This window comes from Segatella copri, from assembly GCF_019127135.1.
Lineage (GTDB): Bacteria > Bacteroidota > Bacteroidia > Bacteroidales > Bacteroidaceae > Prevotella.
In genome coordinates this window covers 43,180-60,510 of record NZ_JAHOEA010000003.1, presented here as the reverse complement: position 1 = coordinate 60,510, position 17,331 = coordinate 43,180, and the positions used below count along the sequence as shown (strand labels likewise).

General features: G+C 46.8%; 14 protein-coding genes. 8 read left to right on the top strand and 6 right to left on the bottom strand.

All coding sequences use genetic code 11. The features are described from left to right. Nucleotides 1-19: 19 nt before the first annotated feature. Complete coding sequence (locus KSW37_RS01375; protein WP_153084624.1) at nt 20-1,534, bottom strand: NAD(P)H-hydrate dehydratase; 1,515 nt, start codon at nt 1,532-1,534, stop codon at nt 20-22. A gap of 166 nt (nt 1,535-1,700) precedes the next feature. Here KSW37_RS01375 and hpt point away from each other — a divergent pair, with 166 nt between their 5' ends. The 5 genes from hpt to KSW37_RS01350 all read left to right on the top strand — a co-directional run bounded on the left by hpt (nt 1,701) and on the right by KSW37_RS01350 (nt 6,389). Then, nucleotides 1,701-2,240, top strand: a complete 540-nt coding sequence (gene hpt, locus KSW37_RS01370) for a hypoxanthine phosphoribosyltransferase (RefSeq protein ID WP_153138214.1) — start codon at nt 1,701-1,703, stop codon at nt 2,238-2,240. Nucleotides 2,241-2,401: 161 nt separating this feature from the next. Next, nucleotides 2,402-2,974, top strand: coding sequence for an adenylate kinase (locus tag KSW37_RS01365; RefSeq protein ID WP_022122168.1), 573 nt, complete (start codon nt 2,402-2,404; stop codon nt 2,972-2,974). 67 nt (nt 2,975-3,041) lie between these two features. Further along, nucleotides 3,042-4,202 (top strand): GTPase ObgE, encoded by a 1,161-nt coding sequence (obgE, locus tag KSW37_RS01360; RefSeq protein ID WP_118064531.1) that lies wholly within the window; start codon nt 3,042-3,044, stop codon nt 4,200-4,202. Between the two features lie 5 nt (nt 4,203-4,207). Next, nucleotides 4,208-5,047 carry a peptidoglycan editing factor PgeF gene (pgeF, locus tag KSW37_RS01355; RefSeq protein WP_217313127.1) on the top strand — a complete coding sequence of 280 codons (840 nt, stop codon included), beginning with the start codon at nt 4,208-4,210 and terminating at the stop codon, nt 5,045-5,047. 151 nt (nt 5,048-5,198) lie between these two features. Then, nucleotides 5,199-6,389, top strand: a complete 1,191-nt coding sequence (locus KSW37_RS01350) for a peptidoglycan DD-metalloendopeptidase family protein (protein WP_217313126.1) — start codon at nt 5,199-5,201, stop codon at nt 6,387-6,389. A 145-nt stretch (nt 6,390-6,534) separates the two neighbouring features. Here KSW37_RS01350 and KSW37_RS01345 read toward each other — a convergent pair whose 3' ends face one another. Both KSW37_RS01345 and KSW37_RS01340 read right to left on the bottom strand, forming a co-directional pair. After that, nucleotides 6,535-6,735: a hypothetical protein gene (locus KSW37_RS01345; RefSeq protein WP_006848784.1), complete on the bottom strand. Its 201-nt coding sequence runs from the start codon at nt 6,733-6,735 to the stop codon at nt 6,535-6,537. Between the two features lie 21 nt (nt 6,736-6,756). After that, nucleotides 6,757-7,941, bottom strand: coding sequence for a phosphoribosylaminoimidazolecarboxamide formyltransferase (locus KSW37_RS01340; protein WP_217313125.1), 1,185 nt, complete (start codon nt 7,939-7,941; stop codon nt 6,757-6,759). 212 nt (nt 7,942-8,153) lie between these two features. On the opposite strand from KSW37_RS01340, the gene KSW37_RS01335 reads away from it, so the two are divergent. Continuing rightward, nucleotides 8,154-8,378 (top strand): hypothetical protein, encoded by a 225-nt coding sequence (locus tag KSW37_RS01335; protein WP_153082714.1) that lies wholly within the window; start codon nt 8,154-8,156, stop codon nt 8,376-8,378. Between the two features lie 139 nt (nt 8,379-8,517). Here the strand turns inward: KSW37_RS01335 and rplS are convergent, their stop codons facing one another. Beyond that, complete coding sequence (gene rplS / locus KSW37_RS01330) at nt 8,518-8,883, bottom strand: 50S ribosomal protein L19 (protein ID WP_117727195.1); 366 nt, start codon at nt 8,881-8,883, stop codon at nt 8,518-8,520. A 313-nt stretch (nt 8,884-9,196) separates the two neighbouring features. Here rplS and KSW37_RS01325 point away from each other — a divergent pair, with 313 nt between their 5' ends. Together KSW37_RS01325 and KSW37_RS01320 are read left to right on the top strand one after the other, a co-directional pair. Continuing rightward, the gene (locus tag KSW37_RS01325) at nt 9,197-9,928 is read left to right on the top strand and encodes a 5'-nucleotidase C-terminal domain-containing protein (protein WP_217313157.1); all 732 of its coding nucleotides are present in this window, start codon (nt 9,197-9,199) and stop codon (nt 9,926-9,928) included. A 71-nt stretch (nt 9,929-9,999) separates the two neighbouring features. Further along, entirely contained in the window at nt 10,000-10,833 is an 834-nt protein-coding gene (locus KSW37_RS01320) for a bifunctional metallophosphatase/5'-nucleotidase (protein ID WP_254368528.1), read from the top strand. Nucleotides 10,834-10,921: 88 nt separating this feature from the next. Here KSW37_RS01320 and KSW37_RS01315 read toward each other — a convergent pair whose 3' ends face one another. Both KSW37_RS01315 and KSW37_RS01310 read right to left on the bottom strand, forming a co-directional pair. Further along, a complete protein-coding gene (locus tag KSW37_RS01315) occupies nt 10,922-12,592 on the bottom strand; it encodes a glycoside hydrolase family 43 protein (RefSeq protein WP_217313123.1) in 1,671 nt (556 codons plus the stop codon). Nucleotides 12,593-12,799: 207 nt separating this feature from the next. Then, a complete protein-coding gene (locus tag KSW37_RS01310; protein ID WP_254368525.1) occupies nt 12,800-16,906 on the bottom strand; it encodes a hybrid sensor histidine kinase/response regulator transcription factor in 4,107 nt (1,368 codons plus the stop codon). Nucleotides 16,907-17,331 lie beyond the last annotated feature (425 nt).

Here is a 17,331-nt window from a genome sequence, read left to right as displayed (position 1 = left end):
TATTCTTATTCCCAGATAATTATTCTTCCAATCTGAGGAATGCTTTCGGAAGATACTGGATGATGTCGCTGGCGATGAGGCTCTCTTTGCCCAGATCTTTAGCAGCAAGATCGCCTGCCAGACCATGAAGATGCATACCCAGTCGACAGGCATCTTCCTGTTTGTATCCTCTTGCCAGAAGACCGGTGATGATACCAGTCAGCACATCACCGCTGCCTGCTGTAGCCATACCGCTGTTGCCCGTACTGCAGAAGTCAATCTTTCCGTCAGGGTGGCAGAGTGCAGAATAATGTCCCTTTAATATAATGTATGCCTGGAGGCGTTCAGCCAGTTCGCTTGCCTTCATCAGTCTTTCGGTACAGCTGCTGCTCGCATTTCCGGCAAGCCGGTCGAACTCCTTCGGATGAGGAGTCATGATGATATTCTTTGGCAACTGCTGCATCCACGCCCTGTGGCTGGAAAGAATATTGAGCGCATCGGCATCAATGACGAGCGGACAGGTTGCACGGCGCAGTTGGGCGATGAGGGCGATGGCTGTTGTCTCGTTCTGTCCCAATCCGGGACCTACGCCCAGCGCATCGAACATCTCTGTATCTACCGGTTCGCTGAATATGGTTTCTTCAGCATCCATCTGCAGTACCGCTTCAGGTACCGAAATCTGCATGATTTCATAATTCCGTTTTGGGGTATGGGCTGTAACCTTGCCCGCACCGGTTCTCAGACAAGCCTTGGTGGCTAATACCGAAGCACCGCTCATGCCGTAACTTCCCGCTATGAGCAGCGCATTACCCATGCTGCCTTTATGGGCAAAGTCGCTGCGCGATTTTAGGAGTGGACGGATGTCGTTCTCTTCGAGTATGCGGCACCGGCACTCCGTGTTCTGGATGAATTCCTGGGAAAGTCGGATGTCGAGCACGCGCAGTCTGCCCAGGTACTGCTGGTTATCCGCCATCAGCATCGACAGTTTCTTCTGCTGCAGGGTAAGGGTCAGACTGGCACGGATGATGTTGGCATGGATATTATAGGAATTGTCCTCGGTCATCAGTCCCGAAGGAATATCGATGCTTACTACCTTGGCAGGACTCTGGTTGATATATTTCACCATCGCAGCGAATCCGCCAGCCAATGGTTTGTTGAGTCCGCTTCCAAAGAGTCCGTCCACCACCAGCATTTCTGCATTCAGCTTGGGAGGGTCCAGGTTGGTGGTAATCTCAGTAAATTTCACTCTCTTTGCATCCAGCAGACGCTTCTTGTTGGCAAGACAGTCTGCCGACAGTTTATTCTGTACATTAAAGAGGTATACACTTACATCATATCCATCCTCGCTGAGCATTCTCGCCACAGCAAGCGCATCGCCGCCGTTATTACCCGGACCGGCGAAGACAACTACTGGAGTGCGGTTAGACCATTCCTCTTTTATGGCACGTGTCAGCGCTTTGGCTGCACGTTCCATCAGGTTGAGCGAACTGATAGGTTCGTGCTCAATGGTGTATTTATCCAACTCATGAATCTGAGCGCTTGTGAAAATCTTCATATTATCTGATAATCTTAGTATTATCTGCGCGAACTGTCGTGATAATTTGTCAACTCATGCAGATAAACGGTTATTTTCATGCAAAAGTACAAAAAATAGTTGATGAAAGCACGAAGTTTCATGTTTTTTTCGTAATTTTGCAGAAAATATTATTATAGAACAGACTATGAGCATAGTAAAGATCAAGGATAAGAGCTTCAAGACATCGATTCCTGAGGCTGAGATTCTGAAGAAAGTACAGGTCGTGGCCGACCGTATCAACCAGGATTATGCAGGCAAGAAACCTGTTTTTCTGGCAGTGTTGAATGGTGCGTTTATCTTCGCCGCCGATTTGATGCGAATGATTACGATACCTAGCGAAATATCTTTTGTGAAGTATGCTTCTTACGAAGGTACGAGCTCAACGGGCAGTATGAAGACTCTGATGGGTTTGAACCAAGATTTGGCAGGCCGCCACGTGGTTATCGTAGAGGACATCGTTGATTCCGGTTTCACCATGGCTCACATGATTGAAGACCTGAAGAAGATGAACCCAGCCAGCGTTGAGGTTTGTTCCCTCCTCGTGAAACCAGGCAACTTGAAGGTTGATCTTGATATCAACTATGCTGTTATGGAAATTCCTAACGATTTCATCGTAGGATATGGATTAGATTATGACCAAGAAGGCAGAAATCTCCGCGACATCTACACGATTGTAGAAGAATAGGGGGACATAAAATGGATGCATTATTTTTCTTAGGCGTTGTAACAGTTCTCTTTGGAATTGTTTTTGCAGTTCTTTTGTCTCCAAAGGGGCAGAAGTGGGTTAATAAATATAGTTAAGTTTCTGACACAACATAAATATTTTATATATATATTAAGGTAAAAATGAAAAATATCGTAATTTTCGGCGCTCCAGGTGCAGGTAAAGGCACACAGAGCGACAAGATGATCGAGAAGTATGGTCTCGGTCACATTTCTACAGGTGACGTACTTCGTAACGAAATCAAAAACGGTACAGAACTTGGTAAGACAGCTAAGGGTTATATCGACAATGGTCAGTTGATTCCAGACGAGTTGATGATTGACATCCTCGCAAGTGTATACGATAGCTTCGGTAAGGATCACGCTGGTGTTATCTTCGATGGCTTCCCACGTACCACTCCACAGGCTGAGGCTCTGAAGAAGATGCTTTCTGAGCGTGGTCATAAGATTGCTGCGATGATTGAGTTGGCAGTTCCTGAGGATGAGCTGATGGCTCGCCTGATTAACCGCGGTAAGGAAAGCGGCCGTTCTGATGATAACGAGGAGACTATCAAGAAGCGTCTCAATGTTTATCATACACAGACTGCTCCGCTCATCGACTGGTATGAGAAGGAAGGCATTCATCACCACATCGAGGGTCTCGGTACTGTAGATGAGATCTTCGCACGTGTTTGCAATGTAATCGACAACTTGTAATCAAGATAAAGAATCTTCCCCGCTATGGTGGGGAAGATTTATTCATTAAATAAAAAGAAAAGAATAAATGGCTGAATCCAATTTCGTAGACTACGTAAAGATACAATGCCGCTCTGGTAAGGGTGGCAAGGGCTCCATGCACCTGCGCCACGTAAAGTACCAGCCTAATGGCGGTCCAGACGGTGGCGACGGCGGACGTGGAGGAAGCATCTATCTCCGCGGCAACCATAACTACTGGACGTTGCTGCACCTCAAGTATCAGCGCCACTTCTTCGCCGAGCATGGTGGAAATGGTGGCCGTGATAAGTGTCATGGAACCGATGGCAAGGATATTTATATCGATGTGCCTTGCGGTACCGTGGTTTATAATGCCGAAACAGGCAAGTTTGTATGCGATGTGGCTTATGACGGGCAGGAAGTTCTGCTCCTCAAGGGCGGTCGTGGCGGATTGGGCAACTTCCAGTTCCGTACCTCTACCAACCAGGCTCCTCGCTATGCGCAGCCGGGCGAACCTATGCAGGAGATGACCATCATCATGGAGCTCAAGCTCCTTGCCGATGTAGGTCTGGTAGGTTTCCCTAATGCCGGTAAGTCAACTTTGCTGAGTGCCGTATCAAGTGCCCGTCCTAAGATTGCAAACTATCCGTTTACTACGCTCGAACCATCGCTGGGTATCGTAGATTATCGCGATCACCAGAGTTTTGTCATGGCTGATATTCCTGGCATCATCGAGGGCGCGAGCGAAGGAAAAGGTTTGGGCTTGCGATTCCTCCGTCATATTGAGCGCAACTCTCTGTTGCTCTTCATGGTTCCTGGCGATACTGACGACATCAAGAAAGAATATGAAGTATTGCTGGGCGAACTGGAGAACTTTAATCCTGAGATGCTCGACAAGCATCGCGTGCTGGCTATCACCAAGTGCGATCTGCTCGACGAAGAGCTGATTGAAATGCTCAAGGAAACCTTGCCTACCGATCTTCCGGTGGTCTTCATCTCGTCTGTTACCGGACAGGGTATCCAGGAACTGAAGGATGTGCTCTGGAAGGAACTCAATTCTGAGAGCAACAAGCTTCAGGAGATTACTGCCGAAGATACGCTTGTTCACCGTGACAAGGATATGTCTCGCTTCCAGCAGGAACTGGCTGCAGAGGGCGAGGATGTAGTAGAATATATTGATGAGGATGAAATCGAGGATGTTGACGACCTCGATGATTTCGAATACGAATAAATGTTATGATCAAAGAATATCAGGTAGCTTCTGGCGTCATGGCTTTCTCTACTACCCGCAAGGGAGGAGTGAGCCAGGGCAACTATAGCGAATTCAATATCAACGAATATTGCGGTGATTTTGCCGAGCATATTGCAGAGAACCGCAAGCGTCTGGCTGCTGAGCTCGGTATCACTACCGACCATATCATCATGCCCCATCAGGTACATGGAGTAGAGGTGCGCAATATTGCCGGCGAGTTTCTCACCATGCCTGAGAATATCCGCAAGATGGTGCTCGAAGGTGTAGATGCCGTGATGACTGACCAGAAAGGTGTATGCATCGGTGTTTCTACTGCCGATTGCATCCCTGTGCTTCTTTATGATGAGGAGCATCAGGCTGTGGCTGCCATCCATGCCGGCTGGCGTGGTACGCTGGCTCGCATCGTGCATAAAACCATTCAGGAGATGGCGTTTACCTATCATACCGACCCGAAGAAGTTGAAGGCTGTGATAGGTCCGGGCATTTCGCTTGACCATTTCGAGGTGGGCGATGAGGTTTACGAGGCTTTTGAGCAGGCAGCTTTCCCTATGGAAGAGATTGCCGAGCAGCGTCCTAATGCCGCCTTCTCGGTTGATCCTGCTGAGCGTGAGCGCCTGGCAGCTGAGGGTAATATCGTGCAGCCGCTGAAATGGCATCTCAATCTTCCGCTCTGCAACAAACAGATACTTCTGCATTGTGGAGTGGCCGAAGAGAATATCCAGGATTGTGGCATCTGTACCTTTGCCCACAGCGATGAGTACTTCTCTGCTAGAAAGCTGGGTATCGAGAGCGGCAGAATCTTCACAGGTATCTTGTTGAAGTAAAAGCCTGCTAGCAGGTAAGTATCAGATAGTTTTCAAGATAACATCCATTTTTCCTTTTCTATCAGAACGGAGAGGGAGAAATGGATGTTTTTCTGTTAATAGTTTATAGAATATTTTGAAAATCAGAAAGAAAAAGTAAATAATGAAAAGAATGAAAAAAGGATTGCGGCTATTGGCTGTGGCAGGACTCATGGTGTTCTCGCTGAGCAGCTTTATGCCCGCTAAAAATGTATTCACGGCAGCCGAACAGCAGCAGGTGAGTATTGCAACACCCGGTCTCTTTGCCCAGAGTCAGGCATTTAATGTAGACTTTGAGATATTCCGAGCTAAGGAATATTCCTTCCCGCTTCCTGTGGGCAAAGCAACCCTTCTGAACAATAATGTGTTGCGTATCTCTACCTCTAAAGGCGATGCTGTCAAGGCGATGCTCGAAGGTTATGTGCGGCTTTCCAGAAAGTCGGAATCAATGGGTAATGTCATTGTGGTGCGCCACGATTGCGGTCTGGAAACCGTTTATGCCAACAATGCCGAGAACCTGGTTAAGGTTGGACAGCATGTGGATGCCGGACAGACGATTGCTATTGTAGGCTCTAAGGAGGGTGAAACTTATTGCGACTTCTCTATCATGGTGAATGGCGGTAGGTTGAATCCGGAAACTTTCATAGAGTTGAAATCGCATAAGTTGCGCCGCCAGACGGTGCAGTTCCGCAAGCAGGGTGCCCGTGTCATCGCTTCGGTTATCGGCGGCAAAGATTCTTCTGTAGGAAGAAATGCTGAGGCTGACAAGGAGGCATCTGGCAAGAAAAAGGGTGGAATAGGAGATGGAATGACGCTCGACCCTGATGAGGTTCATGATCCGTTTACCATTACCAATACTTTCGAACTTGATTTGGAGAAGATAGAAAAGACAGCTTGGGCTTATCCTTTGCCGGGTGCCAAGGTAATCAGTCCTTATGGTGGCAAGCGCCGCCATTCGGGGGTTGACCTCAAGACGTGCCCGAATGATGAGATCGTGGCTGCCTTTGACGGTACGGTCGTTGCATCAGGACCCTACTATGGCTACGGCAACTGTATCCGTATCAAGCATGCTTATGGTTTCGAGACGCTCTACAGTCATCAGAGTAGGAACAAGGTGAAGAAGGGGGATAAGGTAAAGGCTGGTCAGGTAATCGGTTTGACGGGCCGCACCGGTAGGGCTACCACAGAGCACCTTCATTTCGAGGTGTCTTTCGACGGCAAGCGCCTGGATCCAGCCATCATCTTCGACCACAGCAACCATAAGCTGAAAGCCGCTACCTTGCATCTTACCAAGGGAAAGGGTGTGAAGAGCGTCAAGAACTGATAGATAAACGGCAATATCTTATCATGATTTCACTTGCTGCAAAATAAAGCAAAGAGGGTGTGTCATAAGTCCTATGACACACCCTCTTGTTTTTTCCCTTAAGGCTAATTGTATTTACCCTTAAGGCTAATTATATTTTTCCTTCTTATTTCTTCTTCTGGGATTTACGATTGGCTCTCTGCTGGCGATACTTTGCCTTCTGACGGGCAGAGCCACTACCGTGAGCACCCGTTATGTACTTTTTCTTCTTGGCTTTGGTCTTCACCTTGTCGTCGTCATCCTTCTTAGGACCACCACCGCCTTTGAAGACCATACCGCCCATGATAATATCGTCAATGTCACTCATATACCTTAATTATATAATAAATTAGTGATGGAATAGGCGAACGTGAGTAAACGCCATAGCGATGCCGTACTTGTCGCAGGTATCAATAACATGATCGTCACGGATACTACCGCCTGCTTCTGCTATGTATTCAACACCACTCTTGTGAGCACGCTCAATATTGTCGCCGAATGGGAAGAAAGCATCACTACCTAATGATACACCCTTGTTCTGTGCAATCCAAGCCTTCTTCTCCTCGCGGGTCAATGGCTCAGGCTTCTCAGTAAAGAACTGCTCCCAAACGCCGTCCTGCAATACATCCTCCCACTCATCAGAGATGTAGACATTGATGGTATTGTCGCGGTCGGCACGGCGGATCTTCTCCTTGAAAGGCAGGTTCATCACCTTAGGGCACTGGCGCAACCACCACTCATCAGCCTTAGAACCAGCCAGACGTGTACAGTGGATACGGCTCTGCTGACCGGCACCGATACCGATAGCCTGACCATCCTTTACGTAGCATACAGAGTTACTCTGAGTATACTTCAGGGTGATGAGCGAGATAATCAGATCGCGCTTAGCCTCAGGAGTGAAAGTCTTGTTCTTGGTAGGAACATCCTCGAAGAGAGCAGGATCATCGAGCTTCACCTCGTTGCGTCCCTGTTCGAAGGTAACACCGAACACCTGCTTGTGCTCGACAGGAGCTGGCACATAGTCAGGATCAATCTTGATAACGCAGTAGGTACCCTTGCGCTTTTCCTTCAGAACCTCGATAGCCTCAGGAGTATAGCCTGGAGCAATGACACCATCGCTTACCTCACGCTTGATGAGGAGAGCTGTAGCCTCGTCGCATACATCGCTCAGCGCAACAAAGTCGCCATAAGAGCACATGCGGTCAGCGCCACGCGCACGAGCATAGGCACAAGCCAATGGAGAGAGCTCAAACTTGACATCATCAACGAAGTAAATCTTCTTCAATGTGTCGCTCAGAGGCAAGCCGATAGCTGCACCGGCAGGAGAAACGTGTTTGAAACTAGCGGCAGCAGGCATTCCTGTAGCAGCCTTGAGCTCCTTGACCAATTGCCAGGAATTGAAGGCATCCAGGAAGTTGATGTAGCCAGGACGGCCGTTGATCACTTCGATAGGAAGTTCCCTTCCGTCATCCATATAGATGCGAGAAGGTTTCTGATTTGGATTACATCCGTACTTAAGTGCTAATTCTTTCATCTTCTAAGAAATGTATTTTGGAATTTGGCGCAAAGTTACAAAAAATGATTGAGATATTGGACTTCTGTTTCGTAAAAAGCCCTAAAAAACAGCATTTTTATGATATAAAGCATTTTTTTTACCCCAAAACATAAAAAAGTCGGGAAAAATGAACTCTGTTTCATTCTTTTTCAGTACTTTTGTTCCCAGTTAGAAAATATGAGAGGATTGTTATGAAACAGGATTTGAAAGTTCTTGCTGAACACTTAGAAAAGAAGGTTGGCAAGGCACATGTTTTCCACAAAATGTGGGATGTATTGAAAGGGAAGGAGAAGCCTTCCCGCCAGACTTTGGACAAGTTGGCGCTGCTCGCCGGATTCCAGAGTTGGGATGATTTCCAAGGTGCTTTACACGGCACGGAGGATGGGCTCGTGAATTATGATGCGGGCGAAAAATAAAAGAATGGAACATGGTTGGTTTAGCTGTCAACCATGATTTGTTTGAAGGTTTTTGGTTAAGATTATTAGCATAAAAAAGGGAACCCGGTCGTGAGACTGGATTCCCTTTATTTTTTCTGATTAGGTCTCCTAAGAAAAATTATTCTGCACCCTTAGCTACAGTCTTCTTCTCAGCGATACGAGCCTTCTTACCAGTAAGCTTACGCAAGTAATACAACTTAGCGCGACGAACCTTACCATGCTTGTTCACCTCGATAGAATCGATAGCTGGTGACTCGATAGGGAAGATACGCTCAACACCTACAGTACCAGACATCTTGCGAACTGTGAAACGCTTCTTGTCACCATGACCAGAGATCTTGATAACAACACCACGATAGAGCTGGATACGCTCCTTAGTACCCTCGACGATTTTGTAAGCGACTGTGATAGTGTCACCTGCCTTGAACTCAGGGAACTTCTTGCCGGTTGCAAATGCTTCTTCAGCAACTTTAATCAAATCCATTTTTTGTATAAAATTAAAAATTGTTTGTCGTTCCAACGCAACATGGACTTGGACAACACTTCTGCCCAGACAACAGCGGTTACGCCGAAAAGCGGGTGCAAAGTTACTACTTTTTCTTGTATCTCGCAAATTTTCAGTCACTTTCTTTCTTTTTTCTCGCAGATTTAACTATTTTTCTTTCTGGTCAGCGTCTTTTCCCACAGATTTCACGGATTTCACAGATTTATTTTGTATTTTTGCACTCCAAAACATTAAGATAACAATAAATATGAAGAAAAAGAATGGTATGAAGGTGGCACTTGCATCAACGGTGATGCTGCTGATGGCAAGTCCTGCTTTTGCTCAGAATTTCAAGGTTGCGAAGGTGGAACGCACTCGCATTCTTATCGACAAACGTTGGGATGCCCAGCCCGATGCTGAGGCGGCTGCGTTCATTGCTCCTTATAAGAGTAAGGTAGACAGTATCATGGGCCCTGTTGTAGGTCATATTGCTCATGATATGACCCGTCACCGTCCGGAGAGCGAACTCAGTAACTTGCTCTGTGATATCCTGGTATGGGGTGGCAAACAGTTTGAAGAACAGCCTGTTTTCGCTGTTTACAATATGGGTGGCATCCGTTCTAATCTTGCCAAGGGTAAGGTTACTGTAGGCGATGTGAACGATATGGCTCCTTTCGAGAACAAAATCTGTTTCCTGACCCTGAAGGGTGATAAGGTTCTGGAGCTTTTCCAGCAGATAGCTCATCGTGGCGGCGAAGGCTTGAGCCATGCTGTTAGAATGGTTATCACCAAGGATGGCAAGCTGAAGAGCGTTACGCTGAACGGTGAACCAGTTAATCCGGAGAAGAGTTACCGCGTTGCAACCCTCGATTATCTTGCCGAAGGTAATGACCAGCTCGTAGCCTTCAAGAGCGGAACCGATGTCTTTGCTCCTAAGCAGAAAGAGAACAATGTGCGCTACATCATCATGAATTATTTCCGTGAGATGAAGGCACAGGGCAAGGTGGTGGAATCTAAGATTGAAGGCCGCTGCGTGGTAGAATAGTTGATAGTTTATAGTTGATAATTCTGATGAAACATACATTATTATATATAGGTCTGGCTCTGGCATCCTTCATGATGCAGCCGGCAGCCGTTCAGGCTAAAGCTAAGAAAGAGGCAAAGGTGGTAAAGCAGCTCGTAGTGCTCCATACCAACGATACGCATTCATGCGTGATGCCCATCAATCCGAATCTCGCAGATACGGCAACTGCAAATCGTGGCGGTTTCCTCCGTAGGGTGGCGATGATCAGTCAGGAACGTAAGGCGAATCCCGACTTGCTGCTCTTTGACAGTGGCGATTTCTCACAGGGTTCACCTTATTACTCTCTCTTCAAGGGAGATGTGGAAGTAGGACTGATGAACGAGATGAAATATGACGCTGCTACCATCGGAAACCATGAGTTTGATTTCGGAATAGACAACATGGTGCGCATCTTCAAGATGGCGAAGTTTCCTATCGTCTGCTCCAACTATGATTTCACTGGTACCGAACTGGCAAATATCGTAAAGCCTTACACCATTATCAAGCGCAAGGGACTGAAGATTGGCGTTTTCGGCTTGTGTCCGGAACTTGCCGGCTTGGTAATCGAAGCCAACTATGGCTGCATCAAATATCTCGATCCTATCGCCAAGGCAAAGGAAATGACAGAGATATTGAAGAAGAAAGAGAAGTGTGATGTCATCATCTGTATCTCCCACCTGGGCTGGAAGATAGATGGCATCGACGATTCTGAGGTAGCCCCAGCCACCCGTGACATCGACCTGATACTGGGCGGTCATAGCCATACCTACTTCAAGCAGTTGGAGTATCTGAATAATCTCGATGGCAAACCGGTGCCAATCGACCAGAACGGCAAGAGCGCCATCTGGGTAGGAAAAATGACATTGGATATTGTGAAGAATAAATAAAAGAAGAAGGTTGATACCAGGCAAAACGCGAGGTATCAACCTTTTCTTTAATTATCTATTCCTAAAACGTTAATCTTTTCTCAAATCCTTATTCCTTGTTGGAAGAAGCATAGAGACCGATGCAGGCACCGAGGAAGCCACCGCTCTTCTGGGTGCTCAGGTTAGATGCATCTACACCCTTGGCAAGAAGCTGCCAGCTGCCGCCTTCTTCAGCATAATAGAAATCATAATATCTGTCATGACCTTCTACCTTCAGCTTCAGCTTACCTCCCTTGATAGGAGCAGAGGCAATAGTTACGTTGTTCTTCTCGGCACGTGTCAGGGTAATCATCAGCTTGCCATTCTTCATGGTCTTACCCAATACGAAGTTGTGGTCTTCCTTCTGGAGAAGTGCCAAGCCTGCGATATCCTTGTCGTTGCGAGGAGTAAAGTTGATTTCTGTTTCAGCTGTGAAGGTGCCGTGCTGCTGACGTGCCCAGATGGCAGACATCGGTTCACGCTTGTAGATGTTGCCTGGCAGGAGATTGAACTTCAATTTGCCGTTTTCTACCTTGTAACAGTCAACGAAGTCGCGGAGGAACATCCAGCGTGGATTCAACTCTTTCAGCCCCACCTTATTGTTATCTGCTTCGAAGTTATCCACATAAGAGAAATTGCCTGAGAACTCATTCTTCTTTGCAGGCTTCAAGCCAGCCTTCTCTCCAACGGTAGAGATAGGAGTATTCTTGGCAAGAATCTCTGGCCATCCATTCTTCCAGGTTACAGGCAGGAGATAAGTATCGCGACCTGTGTTGTACATATCCTCTTCATAAGGACGGCAAGCCAGGAATACAGCCCACCAGTTACCCTTGCCATCTTCTACGATGTCTGCATGACCAGCACTTGATACTGGGTCCTTGCGGTTAGGGTCGAGACCGGTACGCTGGGTAAGAATAGGGTTGTTAGGGCATTCCTCCCATGGTCCCATCGGTTTCTTGGCACGCAGGATAACCTCGCTGTGCCATCCGCCTGTACCACCTTCTGCACACATCAGATAATAGAACTTGCCCTTCTTGAAGAGGTGAGGACCCTCAATCCAAATAGGACGAGCCTCTACATGGGTTCCGCCACGCAGAATCTCCTTGAAGTCGCCCTTGATGCTGTCGCCCTTTACGTCGAATTCGAAGCAGCGGATAGCACGCTGACCCTCATAGTCGGCACCGCCAACTACCGGACCGTTATGTACGATATATCCCTTTCCGTTGTCATCGAAGAAGAAGCTAGGGTCGATGCCGTCAATCTTCTTCAGATAGATAGGCTCGCTCCAGCCTTTGGAAGGATCTTTTGATTTCACAAAGAAGTTGCCGGCTCCCACATTGGTGGTAATCATATAGAAGGTTTTGTTCTTCTTGTTATAGCTGATGGCTGGTGCGAAGATACCGGCTGATACCTGCTGGCCCTTCAATGGAACCTGTGATGTGCGGTCGAGAACATGACCGGCAGGCTGCCAGTTGACCAGGTCTTTACTGGTTGAGAGAGGCACACCTGGGAAGAAGGTAAACGAAGAGTTTACCAGATAGTAGGTGTCGCCCACGCGACAGAGGGATGGGTCTGGATAGAAACCAGCCAGTACCGGGTTGTAATACTGGTGAGTCTTGTCGATTTCAACATTGAAGCGAGCGTCATTTCCCGCATACTTGAAATAGTCAAACTCAGCTGTCTGCGCCTGTGCAGCGGCTGCAAGCGTCAGGGAAAGCGATAAGATTGCAATTTTCTTCATTTTATTATAGGATTAAAATTTACAGAATGAGTATCTGAACTCATGGCTGAAACATGTATTCAGATTACTGCTGCAAAGTTACCGCTTTCCTTTTAAATATACCCCCACAGCATGTTACCAACACTTTGCGAGGCGTATCATAAATATCTCTATTTGTAACAAATACTTTATTTTTGGAAACATCTGGCCTTTTCTGCAGTGAAAAGGCTAGATTTTCCGGTGAGCCTGCATATAATCGCGAGGCGAAGAGCCATAGAAGTTCTTGAACATGGTGCTGAAGCTTGCTGGGTTGGAGAAACCGCAGGTAAACATGATGTCTGATATCGTCTTGTTAGAGTGGCTCAGCAACTTTTCGGCATATTGCAGACGGGTATTGCGGATGAAGGCATGTGGTGTCTGGTTGGTCAGTTCCTTCATTCGGCGGTGCAGATGCACACGGCTCAGTCCTACTTCGCGGGCAATCATATCCACACTCAGGTCCTCATTATCCATGTTATCATTGATTACCTTCATCACCTGTTCCATCAGCTGGTCTTTTGGCGACAGGCCTTTTTCTATCGCGATCTGCCTGTCGCTCTGGCTCTCGTTGCCCATAAACTTGTTTTTCAAAGTACGGCGCACGTTGAGCAGGTTGATGATGGTGCGGCGCAGAATGTCCATATTGAACGGCTTCACCAAATAGGCATCGGCACCCGACTGCAAACCGGTCAGCTGGTCTTCCTCTCTGCTCATCGCTGTGAGCAGAATCACCGGAATGTGGTTGGTGTTCACATTGTTCTTGATCTTGGTACAGAGCGTGTTTCCGTCCATCTCTGGCATCATGATGTCTGAGATAACGAGGTTTGGCTTCTGCTTGATAATCTCCGGCAGCGCCTCCTTTCCGTTGCAGAAGGTAAGGATATTGTAAGTTTCCTGTAGTTGGGTCTTCAGGAAATTACGTATTGCCTCATCGTCTTCTACCACAGCGATGGTGCTCTTTGCCTTGCTTATGAAATCTTCTTCGGCGTCATTGGCAGTATCGGCACTATTCTCCTTATTTCCTTCCTCCATGTTTTCTTCCAGTTCCCTGATGTCTTCAGCAGCCTGTGGCTCCGGTGCATCTATCATTTCTTCCGGCTTCAGATGCTCGTTGCCCAGAGGCAGCGTGATGAGGAACTGGCTTCCTTCCTTCCAGTCGGCTTCATCAAGTGTCTTGTTGTTGGCGGCTGTAATGGTTCCGTAGTGCAGTTCCACGAGCGAGCGCGTCAGGTCGAGACCGATTCCCGTACCTACATTCCGGTCAGTAGAAGTGGTGGTACTCTGATAGAAACGCTGGAAAATCGTTTCGAGCTTTTCCTCCTGAATGCCCTTGCCGCTGTCCTTGATGGCGATGCGGACATGATGAGGCGAGTGGGAGAGGGTGATACGGATTCTGCCGCCTGTCGGTGTAAACTTGAAAGCGTTTGACAGGACATTCATCAATACCTTGTCAAAGTTGTCGCGGTCTATCCATACCGGGAGGGTCTCGTCTTCGTGCTCAAAGGTGAATTGGATACTCTTGGCTATCGCCTGCTGGCAGAAGAGTTTGTATTCATCGCCAATAAAGGCAACCATATCAGTTTCGCTCATGTGCATCACCATTTGTCCCTTGTCAATCTTTCTCAGGTCCATCATCTGGTTAATCAGGTGCAGGATTCGTTCCGAGTTCTTACGCATCATATCGTAGATGCCCTGTCGGTGAGCGTCTTTGTCTTCCTTAATCAGCGTGAACAGCGGAGTGAGGATAAGGGTCAATGGGGTACGGATTTCGTGGCTGATGTTCATGAAGAATTTCAGTTTTGCTTCGCCCATCTCTTCCGCATGGATATGCTGCTGCAATATAAGCTGGTCTTCCATCTTGCGTTTGCGGTGCTTGATGTAGAGCAGACAGAGCGCCAGGAAGGCAAGCAGATAGCAGAGTCTTGCCCAGATGCTGGCGTACCAGGCTGGGTGAACGATAATGGAGAACTCCTTGACAGGGGTTTCGTATCCGTTGCAGATGGCCTTGACACGGAACTTATAGGTACCTGCTGGCATGTGTGAGAATGACAGCTCGTTCATGCCAGACTGTATGGTTCGCCAATCCTCACCATTGATGCTGTAGGCGTAACTGATCTGCTCTACATTATTATATGTAAGAGTAGACAGGTGGATGGTGAAGGTGTTGTCTTCATGAGATAAGGAGAACTCGTCGCTGTTGTAGGCGTCTTTGTCGGTGATAGTATAGATGCCCGATTTCATATCCTGGTATACAGGTTTGTTGCCCACAAGAAGTCCTGATATGGTAACTTTTGCCTGCCAAGGATGCTGTTTCACCTTGTCCGTATCAAACCAGTTGATACCACCGGTTCCGCCCATCACCAGCATCTCTCCTCCCCAGAGCGTGCAGGCTGCTGCATCGCTGAACTCATTGCTCTGTAAGCCATTGTCTGAGTAGTACTTGTTGATGGTACCTTTTTCTGTATCTACCTGGTTCAAGCCACAGGTAGTTCCTATCCAGATTCTACCCTTGTAATCTTCTATGATGCTGGCTACGCTGTTGTCTGAAAGTCCAAGTTCAGTGTTATAGATCTTCGGATGAGCATATCCCTTCTTCGGATCATAGCAGATTGCGCCGTCTTCAGTGCCAAACCATACGCGGTTCTTGCTGTCAGAATAAACGCAATGTGAGAAACTGCCCTTGTTCAGACAGTTGACGCCACCGAAAGTGGAAGTCCAGCTGTTTTTTTGCTGGTCATAGCAAGCCAGACCCACAGAAGTGGCTACGAAAACCCGCTTACCATCTTTTGAGATGCTAAGTTTTACGAGGTAATCATTAGGAATGCTATTCTTTTTCGGGTTGTTGTCAGCACCTTCTTGTTTTTTCCATTGCTTGATGCTTCCATCTGGAGAAAGGCGGAAAAGTCCTTTGCCCATGGTAGCAAACCATATATTGCCCTGCGGGTCTTCCTGGATATCGAAGATGCCCGTCTGGTTGCCAATGCCTAGGCTGAATGGATGGAAAGATCCCCCCGCGTCTATAAATCCCATACCGTCAGTATAGGTTCCTACCCATGTTCTGTCCTTATGGTCTTTGCAGAGTGTCAGTACCGTGGTGTTGCTTAATAAATGGCTGTTGATACTACCGGTTTTTAGGTCAAAGAGGTAGAGACCATCCTTGTCGGTGCCTACCCAGACTTGATTGCCCTGGTTGGCACACAGACTTGTGATGCTGTTTTCACCTATCACGTTGCGGTTGCCCAAACGGTAGCCCATATAGTTGAAATCGCATTGGGCCTGCGATTGCATGAATACGCCCTTCTGGAGCATGCTCACCCAGATGTTTCCCGTAAAATCTTCTATAATGCTGTTAATCTTGCTCTTGGCAAGATTTACTTCACGGCTGAACAGAGGATTATTTTGCAAGAATCCTGTTACAGGATTATACACGAAGATACCCATACCATCGCAACCGATAAACAAGCGCTGGTCGCGGCTGATATAGATGTTGTCAATAGGAAGATTGCCTATGCCGGCTATCTTGGTGAAGGCGGTTGAACCTGCCTTGAGAAGGTAAACACCTTCATTCTTGGTGGCAAGATAGATGTTGCCCTTGTCGTCTTGCCTGATATCTTGTGTGTTAAGTTGCTCTGTTCCCATGATGCGTGAAACAAGCTTGCCGTTCTTTTCTTTCCGTAACAGCTTTCCGTTTTCCAGGATAATCCAGAGCCTTTCTTGTTTGTCTTCCAGAATCTTATGTATGTATTTCAGGTTCTCCACTTCTCCTTTCATGGTGTAACAGGCGTCTGCATCTATTTTCTTGGTCATGATGCCGTAACCGGAGGTAACGACAGCAATATCGCCATTGTGCAAACGGCTTACCTGGGTAACGTAAGTGCTTATAGGCTTATTTCTTGAATCGAGCATAGGTACGTTGCAGAACCTTTTACCATTAAGTATAAGTAGCGACTTGTTTGTTCCCAGCACAATACGCCCCTTTTCATCCTGTGTTATACAGTTGATATAGTTGCTGTTGAGCCCGTTACAGTTGTTGTTGGCTTTTCTGACGACCATAAAGTTATAGCCATCATAGATATTCAAGCCGTTACGGGTGGCAATCCAAATGAAACCATTTGAATCCTGGAACACCTGAGTGGCAAGGTTGCTCGAAAGCTGGTTGTCTGAATTGAAAAATTTTCCTCGCTGCGCCATCATGTTCTGTGCAGTGAGACAGAAGATAAACATCAGTAAAAGAGCGATGTATCTCACTATTCTGAGGTTTGATTTCATGGAAATCATCATGATTTTTGGTTTCATTGTCTTTCGATTTTTTTATATTCGTTTGCAAAAATACAAAATAAATGGGAGAATAATGCATGGAAGAGTATGTTTTTTACGAGAATGTATCAAAAAAGATGTTAAAATGTTACGTAGGGTAAAGTTAATGCTACGTGTGATACGACAGCAAAAGTATTGGTTACTTATCATAAAGTGTATATGAAAGATTAGGAGTATCTTTGCATCGTTTTTAATTAGGTTGTTTTTTAACAGTTTTGATTATGTAGGTTAGTTAGGTTTATAAATAGGTTTATGAAATTAGGTTTAAGATTTTCAAAGGATTTAGATATTATGGTTTTTATATAGAATCATGATTAATTGGTTTTCGGGAATGGTGCGTAGTGATTACGCGCCATTCTATGTTAAAAGACCAGCATCCTTTTCTGTAAACTGGAACCTGACAA